This is a genomic window from Caballeronia sp. LZ029 (assembly GCF_031451275.1).
Classification (GTDB): Bacteria; Pseudomonadota; Gammaproteobacteria; order Burkholderiales; family Burkholderiaceae; genus Caballeronia; species Caballeronia jiangsuensis.
In genome coordinates, this window is the sequence record NZ_JARUXO010000001.1 from 1,057,857 (window position 1) to 1,076,074 (window position 18,218).

The 18,218-nt window shown below is 63.7% G+C and carries 13 protein-coding genes; 9 read left to right on the forward strand and 4 right to left on the reverse strand.

Features of this window, described 5'->3' with window-relative positions; translation table 11 throughout:
- Window positions 1-7: 7 nt before the first annotated feature.
- The 3 genes from proP to argA form a co-directional block, all read right to left on the reverse strand.
- Entirely contained in the window at window positions 8-1,483 is a 1,476-nt protein-coding gene (gene proP, locus QCE73_RS05010; protein ID WP_309880042.1) for a glycine betaine/L-proline transporter ProP, read from the reverse strand.
- A 678-nt stretch (window positions 1,484-2,161) separates the two neighbouring features.
- The gene (locus QCE73_RS05015) at window positions 2,162-2,434 is read right to left on the reverse strand and encodes an oxidative damage protection protein (protein ID WP_035506430.1); all 273 of its coding nucleotides are present in this window, start codon (window positions 2,432-2,434) and stop codon (window positions 2,162-2,164) included.
- 57 nt (window positions 2,435-2,491) lie between these two features.
- Window positions 2,492-3,862, reverse strand: a complete 1,371-nt coding sequence (gene argA / locus QCE73_RS05020) for an amino-acid N-acetyltransferase (RefSeq protein ID WP_309880043.1) — start codon at window positions 3,860-3,862, stop codon at window positions 2,492-2,494.
- 22 nt (window positions 3,863-3,884) lie between these two features.
- On the opposite strand from argA, the gene hrpA reads away from it, so the two are divergent.
- The 6 genes from hrpA to QCE73_RS05050 all read left to right on the forward strand — a co-directional run bounded on the left by hrpA (window position 3,885) and on the right by QCE73_RS05050 (window position 13,088).
- On the forward strand, window positions 3,885-8,366 hold the full coding sequence (gene hrpA, locus QCE73_RS05025) for an ATP-dependent RNA helicase HrpA (protein ID WP_309880045.1): 4,482 nt from the start codon (window positions 3,885-3,887) through the stop codon (window positions 8,364-8,366).
- Window positions 8,367-8,503: 137 nt separating this feature from the next.
- Window positions 8,504-9,517, forward strand: coding sequence for a beta-propeller fold lactonase family protein (locus QCE73_RS05030; RefSeq protein WP_035506437.1), 1,014 nt, complete (start codon window positions 8,504-8,506; stop codon window positions 9,515-9,517).
- Between the two features lie 88 nt (window positions 9,518-9,605).
- Entirely contained in the window at window positions 9,606-10,625 is a 1,020-nt protein-coding gene (locus tag QCE73_RS05035) for a sterol desaturase family protein (RefSeq protein WP_035506439.1), read from the forward strand.
- 81 nt (window positions 10,626-10,706) lie between these two features.
- On the forward strand, window positions 10,707-11,558 hold the full coding sequence (locus QCE73_RS05040; protein WP_309880053.1) for an EI24 domain-containing protein: 852 nt from the start codon (window positions 10,707-10,709) through the stop codon (window positions 11,556-11,558).
- 16 nt (window positions 11,559-11,574) lie between these two features.
- A complete protein-coding gene (locus QCE73_RS05045) occupies window positions 11,575-12,396 on the forward strand; it encodes a molybdopterin-binding protein (protein ID WP_309880054.1) in 822 nt (273 codons plus the stop codon).
- On the forward strand, window positions 12,393-13,088 hold the full coding sequence (locus QCE73_RS05050) for a copper homeostasis protein CutC (protein WP_309880055.1): 696 nt from the start codon (window positions 12,393-12,395) through the stop codon (window positions 13,086-13,088). The genes QCE73_RS05045 and QCE73_RS05050 overlap by 4 nt, the downstream gene beginning before the upstream one ends.
- A 6-nt stretch (window positions 13,089-13,094) precedes the next feature.
- On the opposite strand, the gene QCE73_RS05055 is transcribed toward QCE73_RS05050, so the two are convergent.
- On the reverse strand, window positions 13,095-13,559 hold the full coding sequence (locus tag QCE73_RS05055) for a rhodanese-like domain-containing protein (protein ID WP_187608996.1): 465 nt from the start codon (window positions 13,557-13,559) through the stop codon (window positions 13,095-13,097).
- A gap of 328 nt (window positions 13,560-13,887) precedes the next feature.
- Between QCE73_RS05055 and glnA the strand changes: the two genes are divergently transcribed.
- From glnA to ntrC, 3 genes are all read left to right on the forward strand, one after another.
- Window positions 13,888-15,303, forward strand: a complete 1,416-nt coding sequence (gene glnA / locus QCE73_RS05060) for a type I glutamate--ammonia ligase (protein WP_035506453.1) — start codon at window positions 13,888-13,890, stop codon at window positions 15,301-15,303.
- Between the two features lie 173 nt (window positions 15,304-15,476).
- A complete protein-coding gene (glnL, locus tag QCE73_RS05065) occupies window positions 15,477-16,619 on the forward strand; it encodes a nitrogen regulation protein NR(II) (RefSeq protein ID WP_309880057.1) in 1,143 nt (380 codons plus the stop codon).
- Window positions 16,620-16,728: 109 nt separating this feature from the next.
- Window positions 16,729-18,213: a nitrogen regulation protein NR(I) gene (ntrC, locus tag QCE73_RS05070; RefSeq protein ID WP_035506457.1), complete on the forward strand. Its 1,485-nt coding sequence runs from the start codon at window positions 16,729-16,731 to the stop codon at window positions 18,211-18,213.
- The last annotated feature ends 5 nt before the right edge of the window (window positions 18,214-18,218 follow it).

Below are 18,218 nucleotides of genomic sequence, written 5' to 3' on the forward strand. Positions count from 1 at the left end.
CGACGCTTTACGCGCGCACCGTGCCTTCCGGGAACGTATCGTCCATTTCAGCGGCTTCGCGATGGCCACGCAGGATCGCGTGCGCTTCCGACTTCGACGCCACGGCCGGCGGCGAACCCTTCAGCGGCTTCTTCGCCGTTTCGTGCAGCGCGAGCACCGACACGATACCGATCAGCGACGCGCCCATCAGATAGTACGCGGGCATCATCAGGTTGCCGGTCTTGTCGACGAGCCATGCCGTGACGAGCGGCGTCGTGCCGCCGAACAGCGACACCGACACGTTGAAGCCGATCGCGAGCGCGCCGTAGCGGATCTTCGTCGGGAAGAGGGCCGGCAGCGACGACGGCATCACGCCCGTGAACGTCGACAGCAGCGCGCCGAGAATCATCATGCCCGCGAAGATCGACGGAATCGTGCCCATGCGGATCAGCGAAAGCGCCGGAATCGACAGCACCAAGAGGCCGATACAACCCGCGAGCATCACCGGCTTGCGGCCGATCGTGTCCGACAGGCGGCCAGCGAAGAGCGTCAGCGGCATCATCAGCACCATCACGACGAGCACGATGAAAAGGCCGTGCGTCTCGTTGAACTTGAGCGTCGCCGACAGATAGCTCGGCAGATACGAAAGCGCCATGTAGTCGGTCACGTTGAAGATCAGCACGAGGCCCACGCATTGCAAGAGCGGCTTCCATTGCTGGATCAGCGTCTCGCGGAACTGCTCCTTGGTCGTTTCGTGCGACACCGCTTCCGCCTTCTCGGCTTCGCGCTGGAACGCCGGCGTTTCCTCGAGCTTCATCCGGATATACAGACCGATCAAGCCGAGCGGACCCGCGATCATGAACGGAATGCGCCAGCCCCACGAAAGCAGTTCGCGCTCCGACATCACCGCGGTCAGCACCGCGACGACGCCCGCGCCGAGCACATAGCCGACGAGCGTGCCGAACTCCAGAAAGCTCGACATGAAGCCGCGCTTCTTGTCCGGCGAGAATTCGGCGATGAAGGTCGCCGCGCCGCCGTATTCGCCGCCCGTCGAGAAGCCCTGCACGAGACGCGCGACGAGCAGCAGCACCGGCGCCATCACGCCGATCGACTCGTAGCTCGGAATCAGGCCGATACAGAACGTGCCGACGGCCATCATGATCATCGTCATCGCGAGCACGCGCTTGCGGCCGATGCGGTCGCCGAGCGGGCCGAACACCATGCCGCCGATCGGGCGCACGAGGAACGCGGCCGCGAACGTGCCGAAGGTCGCGAGCAACTGCGCCGCCGGGCTGCTCGACGGAAAGAACACCTTGCCGAGCGTCACGGCGATGTAGCTGTACACGCCGAAGTCGAACCACTCCATCGCGTTACCGATGGCCATCGCGCCGACCGCGCGCTTGAGCAGGGACTGATCGACGATGGTGATGTCGTCGAGGGTGAGATCGGACTTCCGACTCGATGAATCGTGTTTGCGCCAAAGGCCCTCTTGAAGAGAAGACATAGTCTGAAAAACTCCGTATTCGATCCCGAGAACTCGCGCAGAGCTTCGGGCGCGCCGTCGAAAGGACAGCGCGTATTGCCGGGACAGTGCAGTTTCGCGACGGCGCCGCTTTGCATCGCGGGAAACGGACGCCAATGGCTCCGCGCAGCATCGTGTTCGAAGCAGATGCTGAAGAATCGAGTAGCAAGCGCGGTGCCGGTGCTTCGCGGTGGGTCGCGAAATTGCACTCGGATGAAACAAACGAATTTGACGTGCGGACGGCGAACCCGGCGTTGAACCTGAGTTGCCGCGGGTGGAGCCGCGACGTCGGCGAAAAAACAACCTGAGACGAAAAAGGCCGGCGTGAGGCTGGCAAGACCAGCTAAAAAACCGACGCGCCTCTTTGTATGAAAACTGTCACTACCGCGATGCGTCCGAGAAGCGATGCGCCGGACTCATGCGCGTGAATGATGGTGAATTACTGTTGATAACGAACAGATGATAACACGATGACAGAAGATGTGCAAACCGGGCCGTCGGCGCACGCTTCGGAGGCTGGCTCAATCCCTTGCCTGGTCTAGGATTGCGCCGAATCCCATGAGATTCGTCTGATGGTCCATTCGGAACATTTTGCGCATTCGCGGGCAACAAAAAACCGGCCGCATGGGCCGGTTCTTGCAGTGCCTTCGAGCCGCGATTTCAACTTTGCGGCGGGACGTAGCCCGTGGCCGTATCGGCGCCTTCGCCGAAGAAATATTTCTCGGTCTGCTTGATGAGGTACTGGCGCGCGCGCGGATCGGCCATGTTCAGTCGATTCTCGTTGATGAGCATCGTCTGCTGCTTGAGCCAGCCTTGCCAGGCTTCCTTCGAGATCGTTTCGTAGATGCGCTTGCCGAGCTCGCCCGGCAGCGGCGGAAAGTCCAGTCCTTCGGCTTCCTTGCCGAGCTTCGCGCATTGAACCATTCGAGCCATTGTGAGTTTCTCCTCTGTATCGGGGGAGAAGCGCGGTTCGCGCTTCTCAAATCGTGTTCAAAGCTGTTTCATCAGGACGAGCGACTTGCGCTGCCAGTTGTAAAGGCGCCGGCGGTCTTCGGGGAGATCGTCCACGGTCACTTTCACGAAGCCGCGCTTCAGGAACCAGTGCTCGGTGCGCGTCGTCAGCACGAAGATACGCGTGAGGCCGCGCGCCCGCGCCCGCTGCTCGATGCGCTTGAGCAGGCGCTCGCCGTCGCCCGAACCTTGCGCTTCCGGCGCGACGGTCAGGCACGCCATCTCGCCTATGCGTTCCTGCGTGTACGGATAGAGCGCCGCGCAGCCGAACAGCACGCCATCGTGCTCGATGACGGAGAAGTGGTCGATATCGCGCTCGATCTGGTGACGTCCGCGCCGCACGAGCGTGCCGTCGCTTTCGAGCGGCTCGATCAGCGTCAGAATGCCGCCGACGTCGTCCGGCGTCGCTTCGCGCAGGCTTTCGAGGTTCTCGTACGAGATCATCGTGCCGACGCCATCGTGCAGGAACAGTTCGAGCAGCACGCGGCCGTCGAGCGAATACGGAATGATGTGGCCGCGCGCGACGCCGCCGCGGCACGCGCGCACCGTATGCTTCAGATAGAACGCGGTGTCGCCTTGCAGCTCGCCGCTTTCCTGCAGGCGATAGGCGTCGTCGAGCGACATTTCGCGGATGAGCTCGTTTTCCGAATCGACGAGGCCCGGAATTTCGGTCACGAAGATGATCTTGTCGGCGCGCAGCGCGATGGCGGCGGCGGACGCGACATCTTCCATCGACAGATTGAACGCCTCGCCGGTCGGCGAGAAGCCGAGCGACGACAGCAGCACCAGCTTGTTCGATGCGAGCGACTGGCGGATGGAATCGCCGTCGATCTTGCGCACGACGCCCGTATGCTGGAAATCGACGCCATCCAGTATGCCGACCGGGCGCGCCGTCACGAAGTTGCCCGACACGACGCTGATGTGCGCGTGCGCCATCGGCGTGTTCGGCAAACCCTGGCTGATCGCAGCCTCGATGTCGAGACGCACTTCGCCGGCGGCTTCCTTCGCGGATTCGAGCGCGCGGGCATCGGTGATGCGCAGGCCGTGCGAGAACGACGATTCCACCCCGTGAAGGCTCAACTGCTCGTCGAGTTGCGGGCGCGAGCCGTGCACCAGCACGACATGGATGCCCATCGCGTGCAACAGGCCGACGTCCTGCACGAGCGCGTTCAGGCGTCCTTCCTGCACCAGCTCGCCGCCGAACGCCACGACGAAGGTCTTGTTCCGGAACGCGTGAATATACGGCGCGACGGAGCGCATCCAGTCGACGAACTGGGCGTGGAGATCGGGCGCTTCGGGCTCGGCTGCCGGCTGCGACGCGGTCATCGTGAGGTCGGTTTGGGAATTCATCCCGGGATTATAATGCGACGCTATGCCGAATGTTTCTCGTCCATCACGTCCCGATCAGGCGGGCAAGTCTCAGTCCGCCGATAAATCCCTCGATCCTCAGGAGCAGTTGCGACAACTGCGTGAAAATCTGCTGCGCGAAGCGCGGGAGGGCGGGGGCGCGTCCGGCGATTCCGGCGAAGCGGGGTTGAGCAAGAAGGAACTCGCCGCGCGGCGGTTCGCGGCGGGCGCGCCTGCTGCGTCGGCGCCGCCGCAGCAGAAAAGCGCCGTGCACAGCAAGGCCGCGGAAGTGACGCGCGGGCAGAGTGGCACTTCGGCTGCGAAACGTCCGCCGCCGCCTCGGCCGCCCCAGCCTGCGGAGCCGATCCGCGATCGGGCGAAGCAGAAGCCTGCGCTTGCCGCGAAAACGGATCGCGCTCCGGCGCCCGAGCCGCTCGCCGCACCCGGGCAGGCCGCGCCGGCGAAGCGCGATGATGCTCGTCCGCCTCGCGACGGGCATCGCGCCGAACGGCAGGACGGTGGCGCGCGCACCAAAGCAGCCGACACACGCAAGCCAGAGGTTCAGCGCGCCAAGCGTCGAAGCGAACGGCCCGCGCCCGATGCGCGACGCGAGCGCGAACCGCGTGAACAAGCCCGCGAACCGCGTCCACCACGCGCTCCGCGCGTCGTCACACCGAACCCGATTCCGCCGATCGTCTTCCCCGAAGCGCTGCCAGTCTCTGGCCGGCGCGAGGAAATCGCACGCGCGATCGCGGCGAATCAGGTCGTCATCGTCAGTGGCGAAACCGGCTCGGGCAAGACCACGCAGCTTCCGAAAATCTGCCTCGCGCTCGGGCGCGGTCTCGGCGCGGGCGGCAGCGGTCTCATCGGTCACACGCAGCCACGGCGAATCGCCGCTTCGGCGACGGGACGGCGCATCGCGGAGGAACTCGGCACGCCGTTCGGCGAAGTCGTCGGCTACAAGGTGCGATTCACGGACAATCTCGCGCCGGGTGCGTCCGTCAAGCTGATGACCGACGGCATTTTGCTCGCCGAAACGCAGACCGATCCGCTGCTCAACGCGTATGACACGATCATCATCGACGAGGCGCACGAACGCAGCCTCAACATCGACTTTCTGCTCGGCTATCTGAAGGAAATCCTGCCGAAGCGTCCGGATCTGAAGCTGATCGTCACGTCGGCGACCATCGACGCCGAGCGTTTCGCGCGCCATTTCGGCAGCGACGAAAAGCCCGCGCCGGTGATCGAGGTGAGCGGGCGGCTGTATCCGGTGGAAGTGCGCTATCGGCCGATCGAAGAGGAAAGCGAGGCGATCAAGAACGCGCAGGGCACGCTGTCCCGGCGCAACGATCGCAAAACCGACCGCGATCTGATGGAAGCCATCGTCGATGCCGTCGATGAACTGTGCCGCGTCGGCCCCGGCGACGTGCTCGTTTTCCTGCCCGGCGAGCGCGAAATCCGCGACGCCGCCGAGGCGCTTCGCAAGCACCATCCGCCGCACACGGAAATCCTGCCGCTCTTCGCGCGCCTCTCCGCGCAGGAGCAGGAGCGCGTGTTCAGGCCGTCGAACGCGCGGCGCATCGTGCTCGCGACCAACGTCGCGGAGACGTCGCTGACGGTGCCGGGCATTCGCTACGTCGTCGATACCGGCATGGCGCGCGTGAAGCGCTATTCGTATCGCAACAAGGTCGAGCAGTTGCAGATCGAGCCGGTGTCGCAGGCGGCGGCGAATCAGCGCGCGGGGCGCTGCGGGCGCGTCGCGGACGGCGTCTGCGTGCGGCTCTACGACGAAGCGGATTTTCAGGCGCGGCCGCGCTTCACCGATCCGGAAATCCTGCGCTCGTCGCTGGCCGCGGTGATTCTGCGCATGAAGTCGCTGCATCTGACCGCGATCGAAACCTTTCCGTTCATCGAGCCGCCGCCGGGCCGCGCGATCGCGGACGGCTATCAGTTGCTGAACGAACTCGGCGCCGTCGATGACGACAACGCGCTCACGCCGCTCGGCCGCGAGCTCGCGCGCCTGCCGCTCGATCCGCGCGTCGGCCGGATGATCCTCGCCGCGCGCGATCATCATGCGCTCGCGGAAGTGCTGATCATCGCGTCGGCATTGTCGGTGCAGGATCCGCGCGACCGGCCGATCGAGGCGCAGGAGCAGGCGGATCAGGCGCATCGGCAGTTCGTCGACGAGCGCTCCGAGTTCCTGCAATGGACGCGCATCTGGAAGTGGTTCGAAGATGCCGTCGCGCACAAGAAGTCGAACAAGCAACTCGCCGATGCGTGCCGCGCGAATTTTCTGTCGCACCTGCGGTTGCGCGAATGGCGCGACGTGCATTCGCAATTGCTGACGGTCGTGCGCGAGCACGGCTGGCGTCTGAACGAATCGGAGGCGACGTTCGAGCAGGTGCATCTGTCGCTTCTGACAGGTCTCCTCGGCAACGTCGGACTGAAAGCCGACGACGAGCCGCATTATCTCGGCGCGCGCGGCATCAAGTTCCATCTGTGGCCGGGCTCGGCGCTCCTGAAGAAAGCGGGGCGCTGGGTGATGGCGGGCGAGCTGATCGAAACGAGCCGGCTGTACGCGCGCACGATCGCGAAGATCGAGCCGGAATGGCTGGAAACCGTCGGCGCGCATCTGTTGAAGACGTCGCTTTCCGATTCGCATTGGGAAAAGAAAGCCGCGCAGGTCGTCGCCTACGAGCGCGCGACGCTTTACGGGCTGACCGTCTACGCGCGCCGCCGCGTGAGCTTCGGCAAGCAGGACCCGAAATACGCGCGCGAGCTGTTCATCCGCGGCGCGCTCGTCGAAGGCGAATTCGATACGCGCCTGCCGTTCTTCGCGCACAACCGCAAGCTGGTCGCCGACATCGAGCAACTGGAGCACAAGTCGCGCCGCCAGGACGTGCTCGTCGACGATGAACTCATCTACGGCTTCTACGATTCGCTGATTCCCGCAGGCATGTGGACGGGCGCGGCGTTCGAGCGCTGGTATCGCGACGAGCAGAAAAAGGAGGGCAACGAGAAGCTCCTTTTCCTCTCTCGCGACGACCTGATGCGCCACGAAGCCGCCGGCGTCACGACCGATCTGTTCCCGAAGCGCATGACGATGTCGGGCATCGAGATGTCGCTCACGTATCACTTCGAGCCGGGTTCGCCGCGCGACGGCGTCACGCTCGCGGTGCCGCTCTACGGGCTGAATCAGGTCGATGCGCGCCGCGTCGAATGGCTCGTTCCCGGCATGGTCAAGGAAAAGGCGCAACTGCTGCTGAAGTCGCTGCCGCAGAAATTGCGCCGTCACGTCGTGCCGTTGCCGGAGTACGCGGCGGGTTTCGCCGAGCGTCATGCGGGGCCGAAATTCGGCGCGGGCGCGCTCGTCGATTCGCTCATCGCCGATATTCGCGAGCAAACGCAATTCGCCGTGAAGAGCGCGGATTTCAAGCTCGAAACGCTGCCCGCGCATCTGTTCATGAACTTCAAGGTGATCGACGAGCACGGCCGCCAGCTCGCGATGGGCCGCAATCTCGCGCAGTTGCGCACGGAGCTCGGCGCACAGGCGCAGCAGGTGTTCCAGAAGCTGACGTCGGCGGCGGCGTTCGACGCGCTCTCGGGCGAGTCGGAATCGGCGCCGCAAACGCAACCGGCCGGCGTCGGCACTGCGCTTTACGAGAATCTGACCACCTGGAATTTCGGCAAGCTGCCCGAATTGCTGGAAATCCGCCGTCGCGGGCAGACGCTCTTCGGTTATCCGGCGCTCGTCGATCGCGGCACGCATTGCGACGTCGAAGTGTTCGATTCGCCCGAGGAAGCGGCGCGCATCCATCGTGCGGGGTTGCGGCGGCTGTTCGCGCTGCAACTGCGCGAGCCGATCCGTTATCTGGAGAAAAACCTGCCGGGCCTGCGCGAAATGTCGATGCAGTACATGGCGCTCGGCACGGCGGATGAATTGCGCGACCAGATTGTCGAGACGGCGCTCGATCGCGCGTGCCTGCAAGACCCGCTGCCCGACGACGACGCCAGTTTCCACGCCCGCCGCGACGCCGCGAAGGGCCGTCTGACGCTGCTCGCGCAGGAAATCGCGCGGCTCGTCGGCGCGATTCTGGCCGAATATGCGGCGCTCGCGAAAAAGCTGGCGCAGGCGAAGGCGTTCACATCGGCGTATGCGGACATGCAGGCGCAACTGGGCGCGCTCATCGGCAAGCGCTTCGTCATCGATACGCCGTATGCGCAGCTCGCGCACTTTCCCCGCTATCTGAAGGGGATCGGCCTGCGCATCGACAAGCTCAAGGCCGATCCGGCCCGCGACGCGCGTCTTTTCGGCGATCTGCAACCGCTCGCGCAGCATTATCAGCGTGCGATTTCGCAGCGCGGCGGCGTCGCGGACGCGCGGCTTTCGGAGTACCGCTGGTTGCTGGAAGAACTGCGCGTGTCGCTGTTCGCGCAGGAATTGCGCACGCCGATGCCCGTGTCGGTGAAGCGGCTCCACAAGGTCTGGGAATCGATGCAGCGCTAGACCGTGACCGAAAAACTTGCCGCAACACGCCGTTTCTTGCGCCCTCGCAGCGTATTGCGCAAAAAGCCGCAGCCGGTCAACCCGCCGCGCGAGGCAAACGTTCTACAATGACGCCTGCCTTCCGAAGCCTATTTTCCATGCGCAATATTTTCTGTTCCGGCCGTTTCCGTGCGGCCGCCGCACGCGCGGCGCTTGCTACCGGCGCCGCTCTCGTCGCCACCGCAGCGTTCGCCAACAATGTCATCGTGCTCAACTCGGCGGAAGCCACGCTGAGCCTGATCGACGAAAACACGCATCAGGTCGTCGGCACCGTGCCTACCGGCAAGGAACCGCACCATCTGATGCCGACGCCCGACAGCTCGTCGCTGATCGTCGCGAATTCGGTGTCGAATAACCTGATGTTCGTCGATCCGAAAACCGGCGCGTTCCAGCGCTGGGTGCAGGATATCGAAGATCCGTATCAGCTCGGTTTTTCGCCGGACCGGAAATGGTTCGTGTCCACGGGGCTGCGTCTCGACCGCCTCGACATCTACCATTTCGACGGCAAGAACCTGAGCCTCGCGAAGCGCCTGCCGCTCGCGACGATGCCGAGCCACATCGCGTTCACGAACGACAGTTCGACTGCGTTCATCTCGCTGCAGGTGTCCGGTGAAATCGCCGCGATCGACCTGGCGACGCAGACCGTGAAATGGAAGATGAAGGTCGGCAAGGTGCCCGCCGGCGTCTGGCTCACGCCGCAGGACAAGTATCTGCTCGTCGGCATGACGGGTGCGGATTACGTAGCCGTGGTCGACTGGCGCAACCAGAAGATCGTCAAGACCATCACGACGGGCAAGGGCGCGCACAACTTCCGTTCGATGGTCGACGGCAAGCACGTGCTGGTGTCGAATCGCGTGGCGAACACGATCAGCATCATCGACGAGGACACGCTCACGAACGTCGGCGATATCACCGGTCTGCTGCCGGGCCCGGACGATATGGAACTTTCCGCCGACAAGAAGTATCTGTGGGTTACGTTCCGCTTCGCGAAGCACGTCGGCGTGATCGACCTCGCGAATCGTAAGCTGATCGAAACCATCAAGGTCGGCCGCTCGCCGCACGGCATTTATTTCTTCAACCGCGCACCGGTGACGGCGCCCAACGGGGCATAAGCGGAGCAGCAGAGGGCGCCTGGCGCGCCCTATACTAGGATTGAGGAAAGGCCGGCGCACCGGACGGCCGCAAGCACCACGGAGCACCATGTTTCATTCCATTCTTTCGTCGCTGGACGGTCTCGTTTCCTGGCTGCAGACGCTGCTCTATGTCGATGTCGTGCAGCCGGCGCTGTTCAAGATCGGCCTGATGGACTACGACGAGGACACGTACGACGCGCTCTACTGGGTGATCGTCGGCGTGCTGGAAGTGCTCGCGATGTACGCGATCCTGCGCCCGCTCGAAGCCTTCCGCCCCGCGGAGGAATGGAAGGACCGCAAGGGCGTGCGTGTGGACGTGCTCTACACGTGGATCGTCAAGCTCGGCATCCTCAACCTGTTTTTCTTCTTCACGTTCCAGCCGCTCTTCGATTCGATGCAGAGCTGGCTGCGCATCCATAACGTGCCGAATCTCGAAATCGACAACCTGTGGCCGGGCGTCACAACGCAGCCGCTCGTCACGTTCGTCATTTATCTGCTGATCCTCGATTTCGCGGGCTACTGGTATCACCGTCTGGAGCATCGCTTCGGCATCTGGTGGGAACTGCACGCGGTGCATCACAGCCAGCAGAAAATGTCGCTCTGGACGGACGATCGCAACCATCTGCTCGACGACATTCTGCAGGCGAGCTTTTTCGCCTGCGTCGCGCTCGTGATCGGCGTGGAGCCGTCGCAGTTCGTCGTGCTCGTCGCCATCACGAATTTCATGCAGAGCGTGCAGCACGCGAACATTCGGCTGCACTTCGGCTGGCTCTTCGATCGCATCATCGTGAGTCCGGCGTTTCATCGGCGTCATCACGCGATCGGCTTCGGTCACGAAGGCACGACCTACGGCTGCAACTTCGGCGTGCTGTTCTCGTTCTGGGATGTCCTGTTCCGCTCGGCATCGTTCGACCGCACCGTCGAGCCGACCGGCATCCGCGACCAGCTCGGCGCGCCGGGCGTGAAGCCGGTTCATTATGGCGACGGTTTCATCGAGCAGCACTGGCTCGCGTTCAGGCGCATCGCCGCGCGCGTTTCCGCGCGTCGCGCGGGCGCGTCCCCTTCGGACAACTCGGCGGCCGTCTGAACGTTCCGCCACGACCAGCGGCCGCGCGCGGCGCTGGTTTATCCTGTCGGTTCTTCTTTCTCTTTCTTCTTCGAATCACGCATGAGTGACCTGCTGCGTTCGTTCGTGCGCGCGCTCGCGAACGTCTTTCATCCGCGCATGCTCTGGCTGACGCTGATGCCTTTCGGCGTCGCCACGGTGCTATGGGGCGCGCTCCTCTGGTTCTTCTGGCAGACGCTGACGGGCGCCGCGAATAGCTGGCTCGACGGCTGGGCGCTCACGTCCGCGATGTACCGCCTCTTCGATACGGTCGGCTTCTCGTCGCTGCACGCGGTGATCGCGCCGTTCCTCGTCGTCATCATGACGGTGCCGCTGATCGTCGTCACGGTGCTGCTGCTGATCGCGACGCTGTCGATGCCGGGCGTCATCACGCTGCTCACGCGCAAACCGAGAGGGCATTATTCGTCGCTCGAAGAACGGCGCGGCGGCTCGTGGTACGGCAGTCTCGGGCACTCGGTCGTGACCACGCTCGTGTGTCTCGTGCTGCTGGTCGTCACGCTGCCCTTTTGGCTGATCCCGCCGTTCTTCGCGCTGATCCCGCCGCTGCTGTGGGGCTGGCTGACGTATCGCATAATGACTTACGACGCGCTCGCGCTGCATGCCAGCGCGGAGGAGCGCCGCGCGATCGTGCGTAATGCGCGGTGGCCTTTGCTCGCGATCGGCATCGTGAGCGGACTTCTGAGTTCCGTGCCGACGATGCTCTGGGCGTGGTCCGTATGGCTCTTGCCGCTTTTCCCGGTCGTCGCCGCCGTGACGATCTGGGCGTATGCGTTCATCCTCGTGTTTTCCGCGCTGTGGTTCGCGCATTACTGTCTGCACGCGCTCGAGCGCCTGCGCGCGAACGAGCCGCATTATCCGGCGATCACGGTCGAATCCCGCGACGTTTCACTGTAAGAACAAAGGGGCACTCATGGGCATTGGCGTCATCATCATCGGCGACGAGATCCTGTCCGGCCGACGCACCGACAAGCATCTGCCGAAAATCATCGAATTGCTGAGCGCGCGCGGCCTGTCGCTCGACTGGGCGGAGTACGTCGGCGACGATCCCGCGCGCATCACCGCGACGCTCGCGCGAACTTTCGCGTCCGGCGACATCGTTTTTTCGACGGGCGGCATCGGCGCGACACCGGACGATCACACGCGCCAGTGCGCCGCGCAGGCGCTGGGCGTGCCGCTGGCTTTGCATCCGGAAGCGGCGGAGCTGATCCGCGCGCGCATCCGCGACACGGCGGCTCAGGCGGGCGACAAACCGGTCGATCTGGAGTCGCCGGAGAATCTGCATCGCCTGAACATGGGCACGTTTCCGCAGGGCGCGGAGATCATTCCGAACAGCTACAACAAGATTCCCGGCTTCACGGTCGGCGATCATCACTTCGTGCCGGGCTTTCCGGTGATGGCGTGGCCGATGATCGAGTGGGTGCTCGACACGAAGTACGCGCATCTTCATCATGCGACGCCGCATGTGGAGCGCTCGCTGCTCGTGTTCGGCCTGCCGGAATCGCGCATCACGCCGCTGATGGTCGCGATCGAGCGCGATTTCGACGGCGTGCGAGCGTTCAGCCTGCCGAGCGTCGGCGATGCAGCGCGCGGGGCGCTTTACGCGCGCTCGCACATCGACTTGGGCGTCAAGGGCGATCCGGAACAGGCGAACGCGGCGTTCGAAGTGCTGCGTGAAGGCGTGATCGCGCTGGGCGGCGAAGTCGTGGAAGTGCCGCCGGAGGAAACGAAGTGACGTTGCTGGAAGTCATCGCGACCACGGTTGCCGATGCGCGCGCGGCGGAACGCGGCGGCGCGAACCGGCTGGAGCTCATCACGGCGATGGGCGAGGGCGGACTGACGCCGAGCATCGGCCTGATCGAAGCGGTGGTCGACGCGGTCGGCATTCCGGTGAACGTGATCGTGCGGCCGCACAGCCGCTCGTTCGTCTACGATGCCGACGACTACGCGGTCATCCTCCGCGACGTGCGCGCCGTGGCGAAGACGCGGGCGAATGCGATCGTCGTGGGCATGCTGAACGCGAATGGCGATGTCGACATCGACGGTCTCGCGCGCGTGATCGAAGCGGCGGACGGCTTGCAGCTCACGTTTCACCGCGCATTCGACGAAGCACGCGATATTTTCGCCGCGTTCGATACGCTGCTGAACTTCGATGCCGTGACCAATGTGTTGACGTCGGGCGGCAAGCCATCGGTGCTGGAAGCGCCGACGACGATCGCGAAGCTCGTCGAAAGGGCGGCGGGAACGTGCTGCACGGTGCTCGCGGGCGCCGGACTGACCGTCGATGCCGTGCAGCCCTTCGTTGCTTCGACGGGTGTGTGCGCGGTGCACTTCGGCTCGGGTGTGCGCGTCGACGGGAAGGGGCTCGCGCCTGTCGATGAAGCGAGGGTCAGGCGCGTGCGGACGTTGCTCGACGCGCCGGACTAAACAACATCAAGCCCCAATCCACGGCAGCTTCCGAAAACACCATCCCGACACCGTTTTCCGATGCCCCTGCCCATCCTTATCGCCTTCAAACCCTTCCAGCAGGTCATACGCCTGCGCATAACCCTCCTTCTGCGCAGCAACCGCCGCGAGCTTCGAGCGCGCGGCGCTGCGGCACAAAAACACGACAGGCGTATCCGGGGTGGCGACCTGTCGCAATTGTTCGATAAACTCGGCATTCGGCACGGAGCCGGGGTAGCGGATCCACTCGATATGCGCGTACTGCGCGCCATCGATGGCCGGGCGGCCGACCCAGTCAAGCTCGGCGCGCGTGCGAACATCGACGAGGCGCACGCGCGGATCGAGTTGCAGAAGTTCGAACGCTTCGGCAGGCGAGAACGCGCCCGCGTAGGTGAGGCTGTTCTCGGCGGCGCGTTTGCTGGCCTGGCTATAGAGTTGTTCGAGCGTGCTCATGGCGTATCGGTCTCCGTTAAGCGCAAAGAATCATTCTAGCGCGCGGCATAAGCCGGACAGACCGATGCGCGATACTGGTGCAAGACGGGCGCGATGCACCGAAATCGTGCTTTGATATTACTGGACAACCGTGTGCGCACCGAAAAGGTGCGTATCCGATTCGCAGCGCAACAAGGATCGCTTCAAAACGCGCGCTGCTTCAAGCGCTTAGCGCAAAGATGGTGCGCTTGGCACGGAAGCTGCTTTTCCATCCTCGATTGAATCGATGTACAGAATTGGTCGGGGCGGCGAGGTGATTCGCCGACTTTTGTTAATCAGGAGATAGGTAATGAGTAAATCCGTGGCCGACGTCATGCAACTCGTCAAGGACGAGGACGTCAAGTTCGTCGACTTCCGTTTCACCGACACGCGCGGCAAAGAACAACACGTATCCGTGCCGGTTTCGGCATTCGACGAAGACAAATTTGAAAGCGGCCACGCTTTCGACGGTTCGTCCATCGCAGGCTGGAAGGGCATCGAAGCGTCGGACATGCTGCTCGTTCCGGATGCGGACACCGCCTTCATCGATCCGTTCTTCGAAGAATCGACGCTGGTTCTCACCTGCGACGTGGTCGAGCCCGCCGACGGCAAGGGCTACGAGCGCGACCCGCGTTCGCTGGCACGCCGCGCGGAAGCCTATCTCAAGAGCTCGGGCCTGGGCGACACCGCGTTCTTCGGTCCGGAGCCGGAATTCTTCATTTTCGACTCGGTGCAATGGAACACGGACCAGTCGGGCACGTTCCTGAAGATCGGTTCGGAAGAAGCGCCGTGGTCGTCGGCGAAAGAATTCGAAGGTGGCAACACGGGTCACCGTCCGGGCACGAAGGGCGGCTATTTCCCGGTCGCGCCGGTCGACACGTTCCAGGACATCCGCTCGGAAATGTGTCTGCTGCTCGAACAGATCGGCATTCCGGTCGAAGTGCACCACCACGAAGTGGCGGGCCAGGGCCAGAACGAAATCGGCACCAAGTTCTCGACGCTGGTTCAGCGCGCGGACTGGCTTCAACAGATGAAGTACATCATCCATAACGTGGCGCACACGTACGGCAAGACGGCGACCTTCATGCCGAAGCCGATCGTCGGCGACAACGGTTCGGGCATGCACGTCCACCAGTCGATCTGGAAAGACGGCCAGAACCTGTTCGCGGGCAACGGCTACGCAGGTCTGTCGGAATTCGCGCTGTTCTACATCGGCGGGATCATCAAGCACGCGCGCGCGCTGAACGCGATCACGAACCCGGGTACGAACTCGTACAAGCGTCTCGTGCCGCACTTCGAAGCGCCTGTGAAGCTGGCTTACTCGGCTCGCAACCGTTCGGCATCGATCCGTATTCCGCACGTGTCCAACCCGAAGGGCCGCCGTATCGAAACGCGCTTCCCGGATCCGCTGGCGAACCCGTACCTGTGCTTCTCCGCGCTGATGATGGCGGGTCTCGACGGCGTGCAGAACAAGATTCATCCGGGCGAAGCCGCGGACAAGAATCTGTACGACCTGCCGCCGGAAGAAGACAAGAAGATCCCGACCGTGTGCGCGGGCCTCGACCAGGCACTCGACGCGCTCGACGCGGATCGCGAGTTCCTGACGCGCGGCGGCGTGTTCACGGATTCGATGCTCGACGCATACATCGAACTGAAGACGAACGAGTTGCAGCGTTATCGTCAGGCGGTGCATCCGATCGAGTTCGAGATGTACTACTCGCTGTAAAGCGACGCACGCCCGCATGATCGAAACGCGTTTCGTGGTGAGCAGTCAGGCGAAGCGCGCGACGCATGCGATGCAGTGAAGAAAAGGGACGGCGCGCCGTCCCTTTTTTAATCGCCGCAATGTCATAGAACGAGAAGAAGATCGGTGTCACGAACGACCTCAACCATTGCACGATGGTGCTAAAGAACCTCATCAAGGCGCGCAAGGGTCACGCCGATGCGCTGACAGACGACTCGCGACTCGCGGGAAGCGGGCTTCTCCCGGGATTCGAAGCGCTGCCCACGAACGTGCTCGTTCTGGACATACGCAACCTCAGGATCGCGTACGCGAACCCTTCGGCCGAAGCGATGCTGGAGATGTCGCGCAAGCAGCTGACGCAGATGAACTGGCCCGAGCTCTTCGCGAATTCCGAAGAGCTGGCGACCACGATCGCGTCGATCGCGGAGAACCGCTTCAACGCGACGCGGCTCGATGCGGTGCTCGAACGTCAGAGCCGCGAGCCGGTACATGTGCATGCGATCGTCGGCTATCTCGAAGCGGCGCCCGAATACGTGCTGCTCGAACTCTTCGAGAACGAGCGCCATCTGCGCACCGATCGCGAAGAGCGCATCCACGACCTCACCGCCGTCAACAAGCAACTGATCCGCAATCTCGCGCACGAGATCAAGAATCCGCTCGGCGGGATTCGCGGCGCGGCGCAGTTGCTCGAATTCGAACTCGGCGCGCGCGAACGCGACGAACTGCGCGAATACACGCAGGTCATCATCAAGGAATCGGATCGGCTGCAGACATTGGTCGACAGATTGCTTGAGCCGCACCGGCATCCGCATATCGTCGGCGATGTGAACATCCACGAAGTATGCGAGCGCGTGCGGGCCGTGATTCTCGCGGAGTTTCCACGCGGCCTCACGATCGAGCGCGACTACGACGTGAGCGTGCCCGACCTGCGCGGCGACAAGGAGCAACTGATTCAGGCGCTGCTCAACGTCGTGCGCAACGCGGCCGAAGCGCTGAAGGAGCGCATTTCACAAGGCGATGCGAGGATCGAACTGCGCACGCGCATCGCGCGCAAAGTGACGATCGGCAAGAAGCTGCACAAACTGGCATTGGACTTGCATATCACTGACAACGGTCCCGGCATCCCCAGCGAAATCCGCGACCGGATCTTCTTCCCGCTCGTATCGGGCAGGGAAGACGGCAGCGGTCTCGGTCTTACGCTCGCGCAATCGTTCGTCCATCAGCACGATGGCCTGATCGAAGTCGAGAGCCGGCCGGGCTGCACCGAATTCGCCATCCTGTTGCCGTTTGAGAATTGATCACGATCGACCAGCGACGTCACGCGAAGCACGTGACCCATCAGGCATCGAAGCCTGACCGTTTCGACGGGCTCACACCGAACCATACGAAGACTTCTCGCCGAACGATATGAAGCCGATCTGGATAGTAGACGACGACCAATCCATCCGCTGGGTGCTGGAAAAAGCGCTCGCACGAGAAAACTTCACGACGCGCAGCTTTTCCGGCGTGCGCGATGCGCTCGCCGCGCTCGAAGGAGAAAGCCCGCAAGTGCTCGTCTCCGACATCCGTATGCCGGGCGGCTCCGGGCTTGAGCTGCTGCAGACCGTGCGCGACCGCTTGCCGGGGTTGCCCGTCATCATCATGACGGCGTTCTCGGACCTGGACAGCGCCGTGGCGGCGTTCCAGGGCGGCGCGTTCGAATACCTCGCCAAGCCATTCGATGTCGACAAGGCCGTCGAGCTGATCCGCCGCGCCGTCGATGAAAGCATGCGCGGCGAAGCGGCCGTCGACGAGCGCGTGACGGAGACGCCCGAGATGCTCGGCCAGGCGCCGGCGATGCAGGATATGTTCCGCGCGATCGGCCGTCTGTCGCATTCGGCGGCGACCGTGCTCATCACGGGCGAATCAGGCACCGGAAAGGAGCTTGTCGCGCGCGCTTTGCACCGACATAGCCCACGCGCGAACGGACCGTTCATCGCGCTGAACACGGCGGCGATTCCGAAGGATCTGCTGGAGTCCGAACTGTTCGGCCACGAGCGCGGCGCGTTCACCGGCGCACAGGCGATGCGCCAGGGCCGCTTCGAGCAGGCCGAGAACGGCACGCTCTTTCTCGATGAAATCGGCGACATGCCCTTCGATCTTCAGACGCGCCTGTTGCGCGTGCTGTCGGATGGGCAGTTCTATCGTGTGGGCGGGCACAATCCGCTGAAGGCGAACGTGCGGGTGATCGCGGCGACGCATCAGAATCTCGATGCGCGCGTGCGGCAAGGCCTGTTCCGCGAGGACTTGTATCACCGTCTGAACGTGATTCGCCTGCGTCTGCCGGCGTTGCGCGAGCGCAGCGAGGATATTCCGCTGCTCGCGCGCCATTTCCTGCAGAAGAGTGCGCGCGATCTGGGCGTCGAGCCCAAGCGCGTGTCGGACGCGGCGCTTGCGTATCTCGCGTCGCTGCCGTTTCCCGGCAACGTGCGTCAGCTTGAGAACCTGTGCAACTGGCTCACGGTGATGGCGCCCGCGCAGGTGATCGAGCAGAAGGATCTGCCGCCCGATCTCACGCCGCGCCAGGACTATGCGGCGGAGGCCATCGCCGTATCGTCCGATGGCGCGGTGGCGCCGGCTCCCGCGGCACAGAACGGCGCGGCGGCATCGGCGCCTTCTGTGGCGGGCGTTGCGGCCAGCGTGTGGGAGAACGGCTTGCGCACCGAGGTCGCGCGCCTGCTGCGCGAAAACTCCGCCGACGTGATGGACGAACTCGCGCGCCGTTTCGAAGCCGCGGTGATCCGCGAGGCGCTCGATTTCACGCGCGGACGCAAGGTCGAGGCGGCGGAGCGGCTGGGCATCGGCCGCAATACGATCACGCGCAAGATTCAGGAATTGCATCTCGACGCGTGAGCGTT

Excerpts from the sequence above, each read along its gene's own strand:
- proP (WP_309880042.1), bottom strand. The coding sequence starts at position 1,483 with ATGTCTTCTCTTCAAGAGGGCCTTTGGCGCAAACACGATTCATCGAGT.
- QCE73_RS05015 (WP_035506430.1), bottom strand. The coding sequence starts at position 2,434 with ATGGCTCGAATGGTTCAATGCGCGAAGCTCGGCAAGGAAGCCGAAGGA.
- argA (WP_309880043.1), bottom strand. The coding sequence starts at position 3,862 with ATGAATTCCCAAACCGACCTCACGATGACCGCGTCGCAGCCGGCAGCC.
- hrpA (WP_309880045.1), top strand. The coding sequence starts at position 3,885 with ATGCCGAATGTTTCTCGTCCATCACGTCCCGATCAGGCGGGCAAGTCT.
- QCE73_RS05030 (WP_035506437.1), top strand. The coding sequence starts at position 8,504 with ATGCGCAATATTTTCTGTTCCGGCCGTTTCCGTGCGGCCGCCGCACGC.
- QCE73_RS05035 (WP_035506439.1), top strand. The coding sequence starts at position 9,606 with ATGTTTCATTCCATTCTTTCGTCGCTGGACGGTCTCGTTTCCTGGCTG.
- QCE73_RS05040 (WP_309880053.1), top strand. The coding sequence starts at position 10,707 with ATGAGTGACCTGCTGCGTTCGTTCGTGCGCGCGCTCGCGAACGTCTTT.
- QCE73_RS05045 (WP_309880054.1), top strand. The coding sequence starts at position 11,575 with ATGGGCATTGGCGTCATCATCATCGGCGACGAGATCCTGTCCGGCCGA.
- QCE73_RS05055 (WP_187608996.1), bottom strand. The coding sequence starts at position 13,559 with ATGAGCACGCTCGAACAACTCTATAGCCAGGCCAGCAAACGCGCCGCC.
- glnA (WP_035506453.1), top strand. The coding sequence starts at position 13,888 with ATGAGTAAATCCGTGGCCGACGTCATGCAACTCGTCAAGGACGAGGAC.
- glnL (WP_309880057.1), top strand. The coding sequence starts at position 15,477 with ATGGTGCTAAAGAACCTCATCAAGGCGCGCAAGGGTCACGCCGATGCG.
- ntrC (WP_035506457.1), top strand. The coding sequence starts at position 16,729 with ATGAAGCCGATCTGGATAGTAGACGACGACCAATCCATCCGCTGGGTG.